At 32.1% G+C, this 15458-nt stretch carries 19 protein-coding genes and 1 other annotated feature; of the genes, 7 read left to right on the forward strand and 12 right to left on the reverse strand.

What is annotated here, in order from left to right; all coding sequences use genetic code 11:
• Positions 1 to 112: 112 nt before the first annotated feature.
• The 7 genes from CN925_RS11440 to CN925_RS11470 are packed head-to-tail and all read right to left on the reverse strand — an operon-like array spanning position 113 to position 4598.
• Positions 113 to 856, reverse strand: a complete 744-nt coding sequence (locus tag CN925_RS11440; protein WP_098846363.1) for a class I SAM-dependent DNA methyltransferase — start codon at positions 854 to 856, stop codon at positions 113 to 115.
• Entirely contained in the window at positions 853 to 1209 is a 357-nt protein-coding gene (rsfS, locus tag CN925_RS11445; RefSeq protein WP_098846364.1) for a ribosome silencing factor, read from the reverse strand. Before rsfS ends, CN925_RS11440 begins: the two co-directional genes overlap by 4 nt.
• Before the next feature lie 5 nt (positions 1210 to 1214).
• Complete coding sequence (gene yqeK / locus CN925_RS11450; RefSeq protein WP_098846365.1) at positions 1215 to 1790, reverse strand: bis(5'-nucleosyl)-tetraphosphatase (symmetrical) YqeK; 576 nt, start codon at positions 1788 to 1790, stop codon at positions 1215 to 1217.
• A gap of 37 nt (positions 1791 to 1827) precedes the next feature.
• Complete coding sequence (gene yhbY / locus CN925_RS11455; protein WP_098846366.1) at positions 1828 to 2118, reverse strand: ribosome assembly RNA-binding protein YhbY; 291 nt, start codon at positions 2116 to 2118, stop codon at positions 1828 to 1830.
• Positions 2112 to 2948: a shikimate dehydrogenase gene (gene aroE / locus CN925_RS11460; protein WP_098846367.1), complete on the reverse strand. Its 837-nt coding sequence runs from the start codon at positions 2946 to 2948 to the stop codon at positions 2112 to 2114. Before aroE ends, yhbY begins: the two co-directional genes overlap by 7 nt.
• A 22-nt stretch (positions 2949 to 2970) precedes the next feature.
• Positions 2971 to 4080, reverse strand: a complete 1110-nt coding sequence (gene yqeH / locus CN925_RS11465) for a ribosome biogenesis GTPase YqeH (protein WP_098846368.1) — start codon at positions 4078 to 4080, stop codon at positions 2971 to 2973.
• The gene (locus CN925_RS11470) at positions 4077 to 4598 is read right to left on the reverse strand and encodes a YqeG family HAD IIIA-type phosphatase (RefSeq protein ID WP_098846369.1); all 522 of its coding nucleotides are present in this window, start codon (positions 4596 to 4598) and stop codon (positions 4077 to 4079) included. Before CN925_RS11470 ends, yqeH begins: the two co-directional genes overlap by 4 nt.
• 237 nt (positions 4599 to 4835) lie before the next feature.
• Between CN925_RS11470 and sda the strand changes: the two genes are divergently transcribed.
• Complete coding sequence (gene sda, locus CN925_RS11475; protein WP_483295191.1) at positions 4836 to 4997, forward strand: sporulation histidine kinase inhibitor Sda; 162 nt, start codon at positions 4836 to 4838, stop codon at positions 4995 to 4997.
• A 128-nt stretch (positions 4998 to 5125) separates the two neighbouring features.
• Here the strand turns inward: sda and CN925_RS11480 are convergent, their stop codons facing one another.
• Positions 5126 to 5905, reverse strand: a complete 780-nt coding sequence (locus CN925_RS11480) for a phosphatidylserine decarboxylase (RefSeq protein WP_098846370.1) — start codon at positions 5903 to 5905, stop codon at positions 5126 to 5128.
• A 291-nt stretch (positions 5906 to 6196) separates the two neighbouring features.
• Here CN925_RS11480 and CN925_RS11485 point away from each other — a divergent pair, with 291 nt between their 5' ends.
• The 5 genes from CN925_RS11485 to CN925_RS11505 all read left to right on the forward strand — a co-directional run bounded on the left by CN925_RS11485 (position 6197) and on the right by CN925_RS11505 (position 9621).
• On the forward strand, positions 6197 to 6814 hold the full coding sequence (locus tag CN925_RS11485; protein ID WP_098846371.1) for a GTP pyrophosphokinase: 618 nt from the start codon (positions 6197 to 6199) through the stop codon (positions 6812 to 6814).
• 527 nt (positions 6815 to 7341) lie between these two features.
• Positions 7342 to 8103 carry a CPBP family intramembrane glutamic endopeptidase gene (locus tag CN925_RS11490; protein ID WP_098846372.1) on the forward strand — a complete coding sequence of 254 codons (762 nt, stop codon included), beginning with the start codon at positions 7342 to 7344 and terminating at the stop codon, positions 8101 to 8103.
• Positions 8104 to 8155: 52 nt separating this feature from the next.
• The gene (gene crcB / locus CN925_RS11495) at positions 8156 to 8545 is read left to right on the forward strand and encodes a fluoride efflux transporter CrcB (RefSeq protein ID WP_098846373.1); all 390 of its coding nucleotides are present in this window, start codon (positions 8156 to 8158) and stop codon (positions 8543 to 8545) included.
• Complete coding sequence (crcB, locus tag CN925_RS11500) at positions 8542 to 8901, forward strand: fluoride efflux transporter CrcB (RefSeq protein WP_286138329.1); 360 nt, start codon at positions 8542 to 8544, stop codon at positions 8899 to 8901. Before crcB (CN925_RS11495) ends, crcB (CN925_RS11500) begins: the two co-directional genes overlap by 4 nt.
• A gap of 174 nt (positions 8902 to 9075) precedes the next feature.
• Positions 9076 to 9621, forward strand: a complete 546-nt coding sequence (locus CN925_RS11505) for a GNAT family N-acetyltransferase (RefSeq protein WP_098846374.1) — start codon at positions 9076 to 9078, stop codon at positions 9619 to 9621.
• Positions 9622 to 9686: 65 nt separating this feature from the next.
• On the opposite strand, the gene CN925_RS11510 is transcribed toward CN925_RS11505, so the two are convergent.
• The 3 genes from CN925_RS11510 to CN925_RS11520 form a co-directional block, all read right to left on the reverse strand.
• The gene (locus CN925_RS11510; protein WP_098846375.1) at positions 9687 to 10919 is read right to left on the reverse strand and encodes an aminopeptidase; all 1233 of its coding nucleotides are present in this window, start codon (positions 10917 to 10919) and stop codon (positions 9687 to 9689) included.
• A 220-nt stretch (positions 10920 to 11139) separates the two neighbouring features.
• Entirely contained in the window at positions 11140 to 12240 is a 1101-nt protein-coding gene (locus CN925_RS11515) for a prephenate dehydrogenase (protein ID WP_098846376.1), read from the reverse strand.
• A gap of 39 nt (positions 12241 to 12279) precedes the next feature.
• Entirely contained in the window at positions 12280 to 13362 is a 1083-nt protein-coding gene (locus CN925_RS11520; protein ID WP_098846429.1) for a bifunctional 3-deoxy-7-phosphoheptulonate synthase/chorismate mutase, read from the reverse strand.
• A gap of 104 nt (positions 13363 to 13466) precedes the next feature.
• Positions 13467 to 13695: a binding site (T-box leader), on the reverse strand.
• A 257-nt stretch (positions 13696 to 13952) separates the two neighbouring features.
• Here CN925_RS11520 and sigK point away from each other — a divergent pair.
• The gene (sigK, locus tag CN925_RS11525; RefSeq protein WP_098810294.1) at positions 13953 to 14672 is read left to right on the forward strand and encodes an RNA polymerase sporulation sigma factor SigK; all 720 of its coding nucleotides are present in this window, start codon (positions 13953 to 13955) and stop codon (positions 14670 to 14672) included.
• A gap of 72 nt (positions 14673 to 14744) precedes the next feature.
• Here sigK and CN925_RS11530 read toward each other — a convergent pair whose 3' ends face one another.
• Positions 14745 to 14978, reverse strand: coding sequence for a YrhC family protein (locus tag CN925_RS11530; RefSeq protein ID WP_180232937.1), 234 nt, complete (start codon positions 14976 to 14978; stop codon positions 14745 to 14747).
• Positions 14979 to 15458: the final 480 nt, after the last annotated feature.

Consider the following 15458-nt stretch of genomic DNA (forward strand, 5'->3'; position numbering starts at 1 on the left):
AAAAATGATTATACAGCTTTATTGTATTCGTAACAAAAATGCAAAAATTAATTTTGTTGGCCTTATAAAGTAAAAAACCCTTTAAGAAAAGGAATTTTCATTAAAGGGTTTTTTATTTTTTCATTGCTATAAAAAAGATTCGTTCAGAAGTATCCTCTACATCTTCATCGAAATCTGCTATGATTTCTTTCACTTCAAATCCAGTTTGATTTAACAAAGATTTATACGTATTTATTGGAAATGTTCTTTGATTGTGATACTCTTCAAAGCGTTCATATAAATCACGATTTTCCTCTTTCATAAAGAAAACTAAATCATGTTCGACACTTAATGGGTATTCTCCTTGCGTACAAGACCAAACTAAGCTTAACTCTGCATCATCAATAAAAAATGTCTCTTCACCAAAGATTTCTTCAATTTTATAAGGTGAATGTACATCAAATAAAAACAAGCCATTATCTTTTAAGCTTTCATTTACTTTTTTAAAGGTTTGTTTTACTTGATCTTCTGTTTCTAAATAGTTAAGTGAATCACAGAAAATTGTTACACAATCTAATTGGTCAAATCCTTCTAATTCCACCATATTTTGTTGAAAAAAAGGAATATTAACTTTTTCTAATTCTGCTTTTGCCATTGCGACACTTAACATTTCCTCAGATAAATCTACCCCACTAATTGAATAATTCAATTTTGCTAATAAGATGGGTAATGTACCTGTTCCACACCCTATATCTAAAATTTGAGGCTGAAGCATTTCATATTTTTGAAATACATTTTTTAGGAATTGAACCCATTTTTCATAAGGGACATCATTCATTAACTGATCATACAAATACGCGAAGCGATTGTATGTCATGAAAGAAGCTCTCCATAAACATCAAGAGAAGGAGCATCTCCCCATAACTTTTCTAGGTTATAATAGCTTCTTTCGTCACGATGGAAAATATGAACGACAACGTCACCGATGTCGACTAAAACCCAACGAGCTTCGTCAAAGCCTTCTAAACGTTTAACATCTTTACCATTTTTTTGAGCTTGATCTTTCACTTCTCTTGCAATAGCCTGAACTTGCTTATCTGAATTACCGTGACAAATAATGAAATAATCTGCAATTGCAGAGATTCCTTTCATATCTAATACGACTAAATCTTCTGCTTTTTTATCGTCAGCAGCATTTACAGCTAGCATCATTAATTCTTTTTCATTCATTCCTTTTATTCCCCCTGGCTTTTAACTTGTTTTAATATAGAGTTATATGTTTTAACCGTTAATGGGTAAACTGTTTGTTCTTTATTAATCAAAAATGTAATTGTATTTTTTAGTGCAAATAATAAAGCTTGATCCAAATCTTGATTCGCTAATTCCCGAGCTTGCTCTACACCTAGAAAACTACGATTAGGTTCAATATAATCTGCTACATATATTACTTTATCTAATAAATTCATGTCTTCATGACCACTTGTATGATATGTGATTGCTTGTAATATCTCTTGATCATCAATTCCATATTCATGTTCAGTAAGAAATGCACCAACAGGAGCATGCCATAATTCTTTATTGTACTTCAAAAGATTTAATGAAAGCTTATTGTCTTCCATAATTGATTTTAATTCTTTAATCGGCATGCATTTTGCGACATCATGGAAAATTGCAGCTAGTTCTGCTTTTTTTACATCCGCACCGTACTTTTCGGCTAGTCTAACTGCAGTTTCCATCACACCAATAGTATGTGTAAAACGCCCGTTCGTTAGTTTTTCTTTTACAAATGTAAGTGCTTTTTGTTTATCCATTAATCCGCTTCTCCTCTAATTAACGGTATTTAACATATTAAGGTAATACGATTGTTTTATTTTCTTCAGACTCTTTATATAAAACAATTGTATGTCCAATTACTTGTACAAGTTCAGCGTTTGTTCCTTCAACTAACTGATCTGCTACATCGTAACGATCATCATCGCAATTTTGAAGTATACTTACTTTTAAAAGTTCCCTTACTTCAAGCGCTTCTGAAATTTGTTTAACCATATTTTCATTAACTCCACCTTTTCCTACTTGAAAAATAGGGTTCAAGTGATGAGCTTTCGAACGTAAAAATCTTTTTTGTTTACCTGTTAACATTTTGTTCCTCCAAGTTTTCTTTCTAATAATGAGTAAGCATCAATCGTATTTGGAAAAATTCCCGTCCACTCTTGAAATGCTAATGCTCCTTGATAAATAAACATCGGTAATCCGTTTTGTATTGTCGCATTTCTTTCTTCAGCTTCTTTTAAAAATACTGTTTTAAATGGACTATAAATAAGATCCGATACAATTGCATCTGGTAATAAATTAGTTAGTGCTAACGGCGTGCTATTTTCATTTGGTTTCATTCCAACAGAAGTTGTTTGAATGATAAGAGAAAATTGACCTAAATGTTCTTCAGCATCTGAAATTGACATAATATTAACTTCATTCATCAGCTTACCATCTAGAAGAGCCTCTGCTTTTTCTAACGTTCGGTTGGTGACTGTAATACGCTTAACACCCAAGTGAAGTAAGCTATAAAGAATCGCTCTCGCTGCACCACCTGCACCGATAATCAATATCTTTTCTTCTTCAATCGGATTTTTCAAAACATAGGATAATCCTCTACAATACCCGATACCATCAGTATTTTTACCATACAGTTTTCCATTTTTATTGATAACTGTATTTACAGCTCCAATTGCTTTTGCTAGTGGATCAATTTCATCTAAGTACTGCATAATTTCTACTTTTAGTGGTGCTGTAACATTAAATCCTTTTACAGTTGAACGAAATTCTGTCATAACTGATTTTAATTCTGCTATCCCAACTTCTTTTGCTAAATAGTGACCCGAGATATGATTAGAGTCAAACCATTCATTATGCATAGTTGGAGACATTGAATGACCAATCGGTTGACCGATTACATAGTATTGGTCTTTCATTCCTCTCGCCCCCAAATTATTCTTATATAATAGAATTACGAAGAGTTACAGCTACACCTTTTGGTACATAAGCAACAATTTTAGCACCAGGTTCATTCACTGTGATCCAACCTAACCCTGAATAAACTATATCAGTTTTAGCATCTTTTATCATAAATTCATGCTTCACTAATTTCGGAAGCTCATTTATTTGTTCACCATATGGTGGAACTAATAATTCCCCAGCTTGTCTTTCATATAAATCATCAGCATTTTCTTGTTTAGTACGATGAATTGTTAATTCGTTTGAGAAGTGGCAAGTAAAAGAACGTCTTCCACCCTCTAAATAATCAAAACGAGCTAACCCACCAAAGAATAATGTTTGCCCCTCATTTAATTGATAAACCATAGGCTTAATTTCTTTTTTCGGTGTAATAATCTTTAAACCTTTTTTATCAACGAAATGAGCCATTTGATGATGATTAATAATACCTGGAGTATCGATTAGATCACTCTCGTCATCAAGTGGGATTTGAATCATATCAAGTGTTGTTCCTGGAAAATGCGAAGTAGTAATAATATTACTATTTTCTTCACTATAACGTTTAATCATCGTATTAATAAAGGTTGATTTACCAACATTAGTACAACCTACTACGTATACATCCTTACCTTCACGATGCTTCTCAATACTTTCAGCTAATTCATCTATGCCAGTGCCTTTGACTGCACTAATTAAATGAACACCTGCAGGTTTTAATCCCCAACGTTTTGCAGTTCCGCTCATCCATTGAGTCAGCTTATTTTTCTTAACTGACTTTGGTATTAAATCCGCCTTATTTCCAACTAATAATATTTTATTGTTTCCAACGAATCGATTAATCCCATTTAACCAACTGCCTGAAAAATCAAAAATATCTACTACTTTTATAACAAGACAGTCCTTAGAACCAATCCCATTTAAGATACGAATAAAGTCAGAATCAGTCAACTCGACATCTTGAATCTCATTATAGTTTTTTAGACGGAAACAGCGTTGACAAATAATCTCTTCTTTTTCTAATGAAGATGGTGGTGCATATCCAAGTTTGTCTTTATCCTCTGTTTGAATTTCAACTCCACAACCAATACATCTTACTACTGTAGTACTCACTTTTTATCCTCCCATTGTAGTAATCCTTGCTTCCTTAAAGATGAAAGAATTCTACGTTCTACCATTCGATTAAATCTTGTCCAAATTCCATCTGTACTTGCAACTGGAACAACTAAAATAGTATGAATTCCTTGACGATTGCCTCCAAATACGTCTGTCAGCAATTGATCTCCTATCATCACGACTTCATTTGGCTTTAAATTCATTTGTTTATAAGCCTTTTTATATGATGTTGCTAGTGGTTTACGTGCACGGTGAATGAATGGAATGCCAAGTGGATCACAAAACTTTCCAACACGCTCAGCATTGTTATTCGATACAACTGTAATTTTAATCCCTGCATCGTCCATGCTTTTGAACCATTTCGTTAGCTCTGGAGTAGCTAATGGACGGTCCCATTCTACTAACGTATTATCTAAATCAGTAATGATCCCTTTTATTCCTAAGCTTTTTAAATGCTCAGGCGTAATTGCATAAACATTATTAACAGTCTCACTCGGTAAAAATTTATTAAACATTATTACACCTCAATATATTCTTAAAATCGTTCGACAAATAACTACAATCATTCTAACTGTGGATAAATCTATACACATTATCCTTTGTCCAAGAGCCTGCCTTTTTAGAATATATAAACAAATTACCCACAACTTATCCACCTATTTCTGTGGATAAACGAACGATTGTTCTATTTTTAAAAATTTGATACATTAAGTTTACGAAGAAATTCAAAAACTTTTCTCACTCGGAGGTGAATGCCCAACCGGGCAAAAATTATGTACAAATTAAATGATGAGTTGTTACTTGAGTCTTACAAAAAAGCTCTAGGTTTACAGCTTGATCCTGCCTTCATTTATTTAATTGAAAAAGAAATTAAACGAAGAGGTCTAGATTATTATATAAAAAAAACATCTTAAACATTTTTATTATTTTCAATATGCGCAAATAATACAAGTGAAATTAAAATACAAGCACTCTTTACAATAACAGAAAAAGAACCATCTTTCTATACGATGGCTCCCATTTCGTGAAAAAAAGTGCATACTTAGTGTAATTTACCTAGATTTTGACCAACTCTGATTGCTTGGCCAGATTTAAGGTTCAAATTTGGTGTAAAACTATTCGCTTCAAAAAGTAAAACAACTGTAGAACCGAAAGAAAAATACCCTACTTCTTCACCTTTTTTCAAACGCTTTTCTTTATTAGTTACTACGATTGTGTTAACAAACATAGCACCAACTTTTATCATTGCAACATGTTTATTGTTTTCAGAGCATAACACTTCTGAAATAACTCGATAATTTTTTGAAAGTGGATCTTTACCATACGTTAATCCTGCTTTATTAACGGGATAAGATTTAGCACCTAACTCGAATTGTGATACAATTTCGCCTTCGATTGGGCTATGTATACGATGATAATGGCTAGGACTTAAATACAATACCATATAATAGCCTTCATCATATTTATTTGCCATCTCCTTAGAACCTAACATCTCAATAATGCTATATGTCTTTCCTTTTACGACAAATTTAATATCCATTTCAATTTTCCCACATGACTCTAACACACCGTCTACCGGACAAGCTAATTCACTTTCACCAGCATGAATCGGTCTAGCATTTTGCTTTAATTCTCTAGTAAACAAGGCATGTAAAGTAGGAAATACAGTCTCTTTACTCTCATCCATATTTAAATTAAACGCTTTAATATAAGGAGTAATAAACACTTTACTAAATCGAGAAGTAGCAAGCTTACGTAAAAGACTAGAAGTAAAACGATTATTCGTCAACTCTATAAACAAACGATAAAAACTCTGTTTCATCAATGTACTCCTAACTAAAATTATATATATAAATTTATAACATATAATACCAAAACTAACAAAACCCTAAATGAACTAATTGATGCTACAATACTTAAAATAATGTGCACTCTCTACATCTTTGAACCCTTGCCTAATTCCTACAACCGCTCCTTTATTATTCTATTTTTCCAACAACTTGAAAAAATCCCAGTACTTTACTTGACTGACACTAACTATTCACCAAGATTTCACACTGAGTTCACATTAAGCTGGTAATATACTGATGTAATATACATTAGGAGGTTGCCTATGTTGAAAGATCAAAGCTTAGGTGAATGGACTAACACACTTTTAATATATAAATTTGCGTTAGATGAAATCAATACTAAAATTAGAATTTTAAATGAAGAATTTACTTTAACTCACAATCATAATCCAATTGAACACGTAAAATCACGCTTAAAAAAACCAGAAAGTATAATAGAAAAGCTTGAGCGAAAAGGATTAGAACTAACACAATATAATCTGGAACATTATATCAGTGATATAGCTGGAGTTCGTATTAGTTGTTCATTTATTAGTGATATTTATATGATTTATGAACTATTAAAACAACAAGACGATATTTATATAATAGAAATAAAAGATTATATTAAAAATCCAAAACCAAATGGCTATAAAAGCTTTCATATGATTATAGAAATTCCAATTTTCCTAGCTTCTGAAACAAAAAGAGTAAAAGTGGAAATTCTAATTAGAACGGTTGCGATGGATTTCTGGGCAAGCCTTGAACATAAGATTTTTTACAAATACAATAAAAAGGTCCCAAAAGCAATTATCGAAAGCTTAAATGAAGCATCCGCAACAGTAAATTCATTAGACTATAAAATGGAAATGATTAGAGATCAAGTAGAACAGTTGAATTAATCTTGGCAGGAGTTTGGAATAGAACTTGGAAGATAATAACTTTTCTCTTCCCTACCCTGCTAATCGAAAATTAAATTAAAATTTAAGAAAACAAGGTATATGAACATACCTTGTTTTTGGAGTGTTGAAGAATGAGCTTGTCAACTACGCTAATTTTTAGTTGATTTGCACTAAAACCTGTCATGAGTAAGGAACTTTCTAATTTATGCTGCTTTACTTCCTCATGAACCTGTTATGAGGAAGTATCTTTCTAATTTTTGCTTAAATAATATAGTACTTAGACTTTTGTCGTTCTATATTGACAATGTTTTATTTCAATAGCCTTAAAACAAGGTATATGAACATACCTTGTTTTTACTTTAATTAGATTAAGTACAATTTCAACTATCATATAATCTACTCAATCTTTCATATATTTTAAAATATAGATTCTTTCACTTTAAATTTAAGATAAAATAGGATATGTTAGTATAAATGTAAATTCGAAAGTTTATGAACAGATAGGTCAAAAAAATGGAGGAGCCGATTTGGATAATGAATTAAACTATAATACAATCATTCCAGAAAATATTCCGAATGAACGTAAATCCGCCTTAAAAACCCTTGGCTACTATTTTTTAATTTTTATAGTTGGTTTGAACTTACTAATCTTAATTGCCTCAATATGGGGTATGATTTTTGTTAGTGTTGCGGATATAAATCTTACTGAAAAACAATTTGATAATCTTTTAAATACAGTATCAATCTATTCAGATTCAATTTTTGGTGTCCTCAGTTTAATATGGCTTTATTATTATACAAAGAAAAAAGGACTACTAACTTTAAGACGAATAAATATAACTGTGATTGACGTTGTAATCATTTTAGGAGCATATGTCGTTCTGATCGCTTCTTCACAACTTCTTGATGTTATTTTCCAACATTTCAATTATTCAATTGCTACTCCAGATAATCAAAAAGCAGTGGAAGACTTATTGCGGACTAATCCAGTCCTTATGATTATATCTGCGGTTATTCTTGCACCAATTAAAGAAGAATGGATTACACGTAAGTTAATAATTGGTTCGATTTTTAAAAACGCTCCGATTATTGGATTAATTGTAAGTTCCTTTGGGTTTGGTTTATTGCATATGCTTGCTGGTTTTTCAATCTATGCATTACTATCTTATTCTTTAGCAGGTTTGATTTTTGGTATAATCTATATCAAAACAAAAAAAATCGAAGTTACGATTTTTGCTCATTTTTTAAATAACTTAGTTTCAATTATTGCTTTTTATATTGTAAACTAACAAAAAACGCTCCTAGGGGCGTTTTTATAATGTACTTATTTTGAGGTGTATGATGAATTATTTATTTATTTTAATCGGAGGGTTTTTTGGAGCCATTCTTCGTTACATAATAGGTCTTTTGGTCCATCCACTTTCAAATGGATTTCCAATTCAAACATTTTTAATTAATATCATTGGATGCTTTTTTTTAGGTTTCTTTTTACCGATGGCTAAAGTGAATTTAAAACCTGAATATACTTTACTAATCGGAACAGGATTTACTGGAGCATTCACTACATTCTCAACATTTTCACTTGAAAATGTTGCTTTAATAAACGAAAAAAAATTACTGATTAGTTTAATCTATCTAATCTCAAGTTTAGTAATAGGAATCAGTTTCTCATATCTTGGCTTTAAAGCAGCTAATAAATTCAATAAACTAAAAGGAGAAACCTCATCATGATTGTTATTGTTGGACTAGGTGGGGGAATCGGAGCCGTTTTTCGTTATGCCCTTGGAAACTATGTAAATAAAAGAGCTAAAACAAATTTTCCTTTTGGCACATTCGTTATCAACATACTCGGTTCGTTTATTTTAGGTTTAATAAACCATTTATATCTCGATAAATCGATTTCTACTACATTGTGGCTCTTTATTGGAGTTGGAATATTAGGTGGGTTTACAACCTTTTCAACATTTGGTTACGAAGCGATTCTATTATTACTTGCAAAAAAGTATAAAGCTGCACTATCTTATATCATTTTATCTACTATTATTAGTATTTGTGGTGCATATATCGGTTTTCATATTTTTAGATAAACGTAAACCTCTATTTGTTTTATGTATAAGACGATGAAGTGATTCTAAATTGAACCTATACCAAATACGGATCTACTTAATATTCCATTTGTTTTAAAGCACTTATAGATTAAAATTAAATCATACGAAATTTATTTAAAGCTAAAAAAATCAATTTTTTTGAGAGGTGACAAGATGAATTTAACTTATGAAGTGATTGACGAGGATCAAATTGGATTATGTAGAGATTTATGTAATGAGTTAATGATTTTTCAGAAAGCAAAAGCAAAGATTAAACCTGAGTTATTTAATAGTATGAATTTCGAAACACGTATGGTTCCTTCAGTAAAAAAAGCTATACATAATTATATTGTTATCGTGAAAGATGAAGATCAAATCGTTGGTTACGTTTATTCAAATATTTCTCCAAAAGAAGTTTACTCAAGTGAATTTGCAACTTTTTTTGACCTCTCAACGGTCCATAAAAAGAATGTCGGATGTCTATCTCAATTTTACATTAAGGAAGACTATAGAAAATATGGAGTAGGCTCTGTACTATTCAAAATGTCGATGAACTGGCTAAAGCAATTTGATGATGTAGAAGATTATTTTATTTATGTTTCTAATGGAAATGAAGAAGCTTTAGAATTTTATGAACGTAAGGGATTCTCTGTTAGTCATACAATATTAGATGGTTTTATAACCGTTTTAAGAAGTAACGATCAATTTCAAACAATTTAAGAAATGTATAAAATAAAGGGTTGTCTCAAAAATCTTTCGAGACAACCCTTCTATTTTAATTACGATTAAAATGCCCAGTTACCATTTCTCATAATTGGTTCAACTGTACCATCTTCTTTAATTCCATCGATATTTAATTCTGCTGATCCGATCATGAAATCAACGTGAGTTAAGCTTTGGTTGATTCCTAATTTCGCTTGCTCTTCTGTAGGTAATTTTTCTCCATCCTTCATATTATTTGGATATGCTTTCCCTAATGCTAAGTGGCAAGAAGCATTTTCATCATATAATGTGTTGAAGAAAATTAAACCTGTATTTGAAATTGGTGAATCATGTGGTACTAATGCTACTTCACCTAAACGGCGAGCACCTTCATCAGTATCTAATAAATGTTGTAAAGTATCGTAACCTTTTTCAGCTGTGAAATCGACAACTTTACCATCTTTAAATGTTAAAGAGAAATTCTCAATTAAATTACCACCGTAATTTAATGGTAAAGTCGCTTTAACAGTACCATTTACACCATGGCTATGTGGCATTGAGAAAACTTCTTCAGTTGGAATATTTGGATTAAACCATTTTCCATCTTCACTGTTCGCTCCGCCACCTTTCCATACATGATTATCGACTAAATCTAGTTTCAAATCAGTACCAGGTGCTGTGTAATGTAATGTTTTGTAGCGTTTGTCATTTAATTGAACAACTTTTTCTTGTAAGAAATCGTTATGTTTAACCCAAGCTTCAACTGGATTTTCATTATCTACTCGGCAAATTTTAAATACTGAGTCCCAAAGTAATTCCATCGCTTTATCAATTGGTTCATTCGGATAAACTTTTTCAGCCCATTCAACACATGGAATTGCTACGATTGACCAACGAATTCGATCAGCCATCATGTATTCACGATAATTATGTAGTGCTTGGCTAGCTGTTTTATTAAAAGTTGCAATACGCTTTGGATCGATCCCTTTTAATAATTCTGGGTTTGGTGAAATGACTGATAAAACAGCTCCTCCATTTTCAGCTAATTCCTCCAATTGTGTTACTTTCCAGCCTGGGAATTCTCCAAAAACTTCTTCAGGAGCAAGTTCATATTTAGTACGAGTAATTACATCATCGTTCCAATCGATGTTTACATTTTTCGCTCCAGCTTCGTAAGCAAATTTTACAACTTTACGAACGAACTCTACAGCTCCGATTGGTGCATTTATTTGTAATGTTTGTCCTGGTACGATATTAACACCGCTTTTTACCGCAAGTTCGGCATATTTTTCTAATGATTTTTCAAACTGAGACATTGATATCCCTCCATGTTTAACGATTTATAAACCTAACCTACTAAATTATAATACAAAGTTCAGAAAATTGGTACATAAAAGAGACTGACTATTCATTTTTATTTGAAATGTCAGAGAGGCTTTGGCAACCTTGCGAAGTACTTGATCACTTTTATGCCTCATTAACCAAAAAAAAGCACCTTCACAAAGTGCTTTTAGTGTGTAAATTAATCTGAAATTTTTATGAAACGATATATGTCTCATAACCATTGACATTTAAGAATTTTTCAGCTTTCTCTCTGTCATTTTCTGTTTGAAGGCTTATTCTTAGTACACCAGGTAACCCTTCACGTGATTCAATGATCCTTAGATTTGTTATGCTTACTTGGTGAATCGATAAGATTGTCGTGATGTTTGCAAGCTCACCGACTCGATCTAAAACGTCTACATACAAATCAAAATATCTCGGGATGGCGCCATTTGCTTTTGCTGGCATGTTATCTCTAAAATCTTTTGAATCCTTGAAGTAGTGATAGATCTCTTCTTTATCCTGGTTTTGAACAAGCTGATACATTTGTTTCATATCGTCAATCCAATTCGAAATTAACGAAAGTAATGTATCCTTATTTTGAATTACGATATCAGTCCACATTTTCGGACTGCTTGATGCAATCCTAGTAATATCTCTAAACCCACCGGCAGCTAGGGCTGTTACTAAAGGCTCATCCTCCGAGTAAGATTTAACTTGCTTTACAAGATTGGAAGCAATTAAATGTGGAAAATGACTTACAACTCCAGTAATATGATCATGTGTTTCTTCATCAATTACTACAAAATGTGAACCTGTTCCTTTAAGCCATTCTTTTAATTCATCAATTTGTTCATTTTGAGTATTTTCGCTTGGTGTCAAAATAAAATAGGCATTTTCAAATAAATGGCCTTTCGCACTCTCGATGCCGGTTTTATGAGAACCTGCCATTGGATGACCTCCGATAAAGCAATAGCCTTTATCTGTCAGCATCTTTGAATGCCTCATAATTTCACTTTTCGTACTACCTACATCAGTTAATATGACATCATTCTTTAGTTCATATTCACTTAACATATGTATATATTTTATTGACTCTTCTACGGGACATGAAAAAATGATTAGATGAGCCTTCTCGGCACAGTCTTTAAGCTGTACCGAGATTTCATCTAAAACTTGAATTCTTTTACCAATTTCAAGTTGTTTTTCGTTTATATCATATCCAATTATATTAACATCATGAACTTTTTTTATTGCCAAGGCAATTGAGCCTCCAATTAATCCTGTACCAATTAAAAGGACGTTCTTTTTCAAGGCATTCACCGCCTATCCTTCATTAAGTCATATTATTTATTATTGAAGTTTTGCACGGAAGTCTTTTAACTCAAACATGAATTCTTCAAATTGTGGGATATTCATTTGTTGAGCTGAATCTGATAAAGCGACTGCTGGGTCTGGGTGTACTTCAGCCATAATTGCATCTGCTCCAATTGCTAATGCTGCTTTTGCTGTCGGTAATAGTAAGTCCTTACGACCTGTTGAGTGTGTAACATCTACAACTACTGGTAAATGTGTTTCTTTCTTCAGAATCGGAACTGCTGAGATATCTAATGTATTTCTTGTAGCTTTTTCGTAAGTTCGAATCCCTCTTTCACAAAGGATAATTTGGTCGTTTCCTTGTGAAATAATGTATTCTGCTGCATTAATAAATTCTTCAATTGTTGCAGAAAGCCCACGTTTTAATAATACTGGTTTATTTACTTGACCTACTGTTTTCAGTAAATCAAAGTTTTGCATATTACGTGCACCAATTTGAATAACATCCACGTATTCTAGCGATCTTTCAACATCATTTGGATTTAGTATTTCACTTATTACTGCTAAATCAAATTCATTGGCAACTTCTCTTAAAATCTGTAGTCCTTCGTATCCAAGCCCTTGGAAATCGTATGGAGAAGTTCTAGGTTTAAATGCACCGCCTCGCATCATTGTTAAACCTTGTTGTTTCATAGCTTGTGCTACTGCACGTACTTGTTCGTAGCTCTCAACTGCACATGGTCCCATAATAAATGATTGAGAACCATCGCCAAGGACAATATCATTTTTCACTTTAACAATTGTATTGTCAGGCTTTTTCTTTCTTGATACTAAAAGGGCTTTTCTATGATCATCCTCTTGTAACTCTAAGCTTGCTTGGAAGATCGTTTTGAAAATATGTTGTAAAGTTGAAGTTTCAAAAGGACCCTCATTCACATTTGCGATCATATCTAACACTTCACGCTCACGAACTGGATCAAAACGCTTAATTCCGTGTTTAATTTTTTGTTGACCAATTTCTTGAACAACTTTTCCACGTTCGTTTAATAATTCAACGATTTTTAAATTAATCTCATCAACCTTATCACGTAATTGCGCTAACTCATTGTTTGTACTCATTTCTTTTTCCTCCTCAAAATTTAAAATTAATATTCCAATACCACTTCTCTGTTCAAAAAGTAAGTATGTAAAAAATGAAAACAAAAAGTCCCTACTGAATAAACAGTAGGGACGAATTAATTAATCGCGGTACCACCCTAGTTGTGAACAAAAAATCTGTTCACCACCTTCATTTTGTTAACGATCAAAATGACCGTTTCTATTTTCATTAACGTAAAAATAGAAATTGCTCCAAGAATGTAATTCAGCATACCTTATGTACTGACTCGCAGCCTTCGTCAGCTCTCTTAAACAGGGAAGTTATGCCTACTGTGCCCTTATCAACGCAATATATTAAATTGTCAAAACATTCATTAAAAAAGTTATTAATGAGGATTATAAAGCACGTTTAAATAGGCTGTCAATGCATTTTTTTCTAGAATATGTAAGGATTTTAAAAAAAGTACATCGTTATCGGAATGGTAGCGCTTACTATTTTCAACATTTTTTTTACACTGCTTACATTTTTTTTATGGTACAGACACACAGAATTTGTACATTACATAAATATATAAATAACAACTAACCTAACCTTCCTTAGGAGTGATTATATGCCTGGTTTATTTACCGCTTTAAGTCTTTTCTTAAAAGAAGTGTTTGTGTTTGTTTCCTATGTTAAAAATAATGCCTTCCCTCAACCTCTTTCACAAGCCGAAGAAGCGCTCTATTTAAATCGTATGGCAAATGGAGATGGAGAAGCGCGGAATTTATTAATTGAACATAATTTAAGGCTTGTTGCTCACATCGTCAAGAAATTTGAAAATACCGGGGAAGATGCTGAAGATTTAATTTCGATTGGTACAATAGGTTTAATAAAGGCAATTGAGAGCTTTGTTCAAGGTAAAGGAACAAAATTAGCCACATATGCTGCTAGATGTATCGAAAATGAAATACTTATGCATTTACGTGCTTTAAAGAAAACAAAAAAAGACGTCTCACTTCATGATCCGATAGGCCAAGATAAAGAAGGCAATGAAATTTCATTATTAGACATATTAAAAACTGAGACAGAGGATGTAGTTGATCAAATTCAACTGAATATGGAATTAGAAAAGATAAAGCAATATATTAAGATTTTAGATGACCGTGAAAAGGATGTAATTATTCAACGATTTGGTATTGATATGGATAAAGAACTAACTCAACGTGAAATCGCAAAGAAATTAGGAATCTCAAGAAGCTATGTTTCGAGAATTGAAAAACGTGCATTAATGAAAATGTATCACGAGTTTTTAAGAGCTGAAAAAGAAAAGAAAAAGGATAAAAAATAAACCACTAAAGATGAATTTGACCTCCAATTGTTAGCCAGTTCTAACAATTGGAGTGAATTCATTTTAGTGGTTTTATGCTTGCTCTTCTTTTTGCATTTTACGTTTAAAATAATTTGATGTTAGAAAGAAACCTAAAGCAAAAATCAGCATAATAAAAACAATACTTTCGACTATTAAGATTTTCTGTTGGGTTAATCCGTCCTTTGGAAGGAGAGTCCCGATATAGAAAAAAGTAGCCAATGCTGTTGTTATTGCTCCGTATGTTTTAAAATCGTTAACCTTCGCCTGTAGCTTTTTTAAATTCACGAATACTACACCTTCCCTTCTTGTTGACTTATTAACTTTAACATACTTTATACAAAAAAAGTGAAGGTAATTAAAGGCAGTATATGTAGAGTTTAGGAAGTAAAAAACATGATAGTCTTTTAAGTTTTACTATATTAGAAAATTAATTTTTATAAATAGAGTTCCATTTAATATTTCAACACAAAGAAAAAAGGGATGATTTAAAATCCCTTCATGTTGTTGAAAATTAATTTTTGATAAGTAAGTTGTGTCTCAGTGATTTCCATTACAGGGTGCTCGCTTTCCATGGGGCGAGATTCTTTAGCCTCCGCCTCCTCGGCGCCGCCTGTAGGGTCTAAGCCTTCCCGCATCTCCCATAGGAGTCCGGCACCCTTTCGTTCCAATCATTTTCTTTATGATAAAGAATAATCTTAAAAACAATAGAATAATCAATTGAACAAATGAATTACACTTTATTCATCAATATCAAAATAAAACTAA

Source organism: Bacillus sp. AFS055030, assembly GCF_002574545.1.
In the GTDB taxonomy this organism is placed as follows: domain Bacteria; phylum Bacillota; class Bacilli; order Bacillales; family Bacillaceae_G; genus Gottfriedia.

Bases quoted from the DNA above. Each gene is read 5' to 3' on its own strand.
- CN925_RS11440 (WP_098846363.1), bottom strand. From the start codon at position 856: ATGACATACAATCGCTTCGCGTATTTGTATGATCAGTTAATGAATGAT.
- rsfS (WP_098846364.1), bottom strand. From the start codon at position 1,209: ATGAATGAAAAAGAATTAATGATGCTAGCTGTAAATGCTGCTGACGAT.
- yqeK (WP_098846365.1), bottom strand. From the start codon at position 1,790: ATGGATAAACAAAAAGCACTTACATTTGTAAAAGAAAAACTAACGAAC.
- yhbY (WP_098846366.1), bottom strand. From the start codon at position 2,118: ATGTTAACAGGTAAACAAAAAAGATTTTTACGTTCGAAAGCTCATCAC.
- aroE (WP_098846367.1), bottom strand. From the start codon at position 2,948: ATGAAAGACCAATACTATGTAATCGGTCAACCGATTGGTCATTCAATG.
- CN925_RS11470 (WP_098846369.1), bottom strand. From the start codon at position 4,598: ATGTTTAATAAATTTTTACCGAGTGAGACTGTTAATAATGTTTATGCA.
- sda (WP_483295191.1), top strand. From the start codon at position 4,836: ATGCCCAACCGGGCAAAAATTATGTACAAATTAAATGATGAGTTGTTA.
- CN925_RS11480 (WP_098846370.1), bottom strand. From the start codon at position 5,905: ATGAAACAGAGTTTTTATCGTTTGTTTATAGAGTTGACGAATAATCGT.
- CN925_RS11485 (WP_098846371.1), top strand. From the start codon at position 6,197: ATGTTGAAAGATCAAAGCTTAGGTGAATGGACTAACACACTTTTAATA.
- crcB (WP_098846373.1), top strand. From the start codon at position 8,156: ATGAATTATTTATTTATTTTAATCGGAGGGTTTTTTGGAGCCATTCTT.
- crcB (WP_286138329.1), top strand. From the start codon at position 8,542: ATGATTGTTATTGTTGGACTAGGTGGGGGAATCGGAGCCGTTTTTCGT.
- CN925_RS11505 (WP_098846374.1), top strand. From the start codon at position 9,076: ATGAATTTAACTTATGAAGTGATTGACGAGGATCAAATTGGATTATGT.
- CN925_RS11510 (WP_098846375.1), bottom strand. From the start codon at position 10,919: ATGTCTCAGTTTGAAAAATCATTAGAAAAATATGCCGAACTTGCGGTA.
- CN925_RS11520 (WP_098846429.1), bottom strand. From the start codon at position 13,362: ATGAGTACAAACAATGAGTTAGCGCAATTACGTGATAAGGTTGATGAG.
- sigK (WP_098810294.1), top strand. From the start codon at position 13,953: ATGCCTGGTTTATTTACCGCTTTAAGTCTTTTCTTAAAAGAAGTGTTT.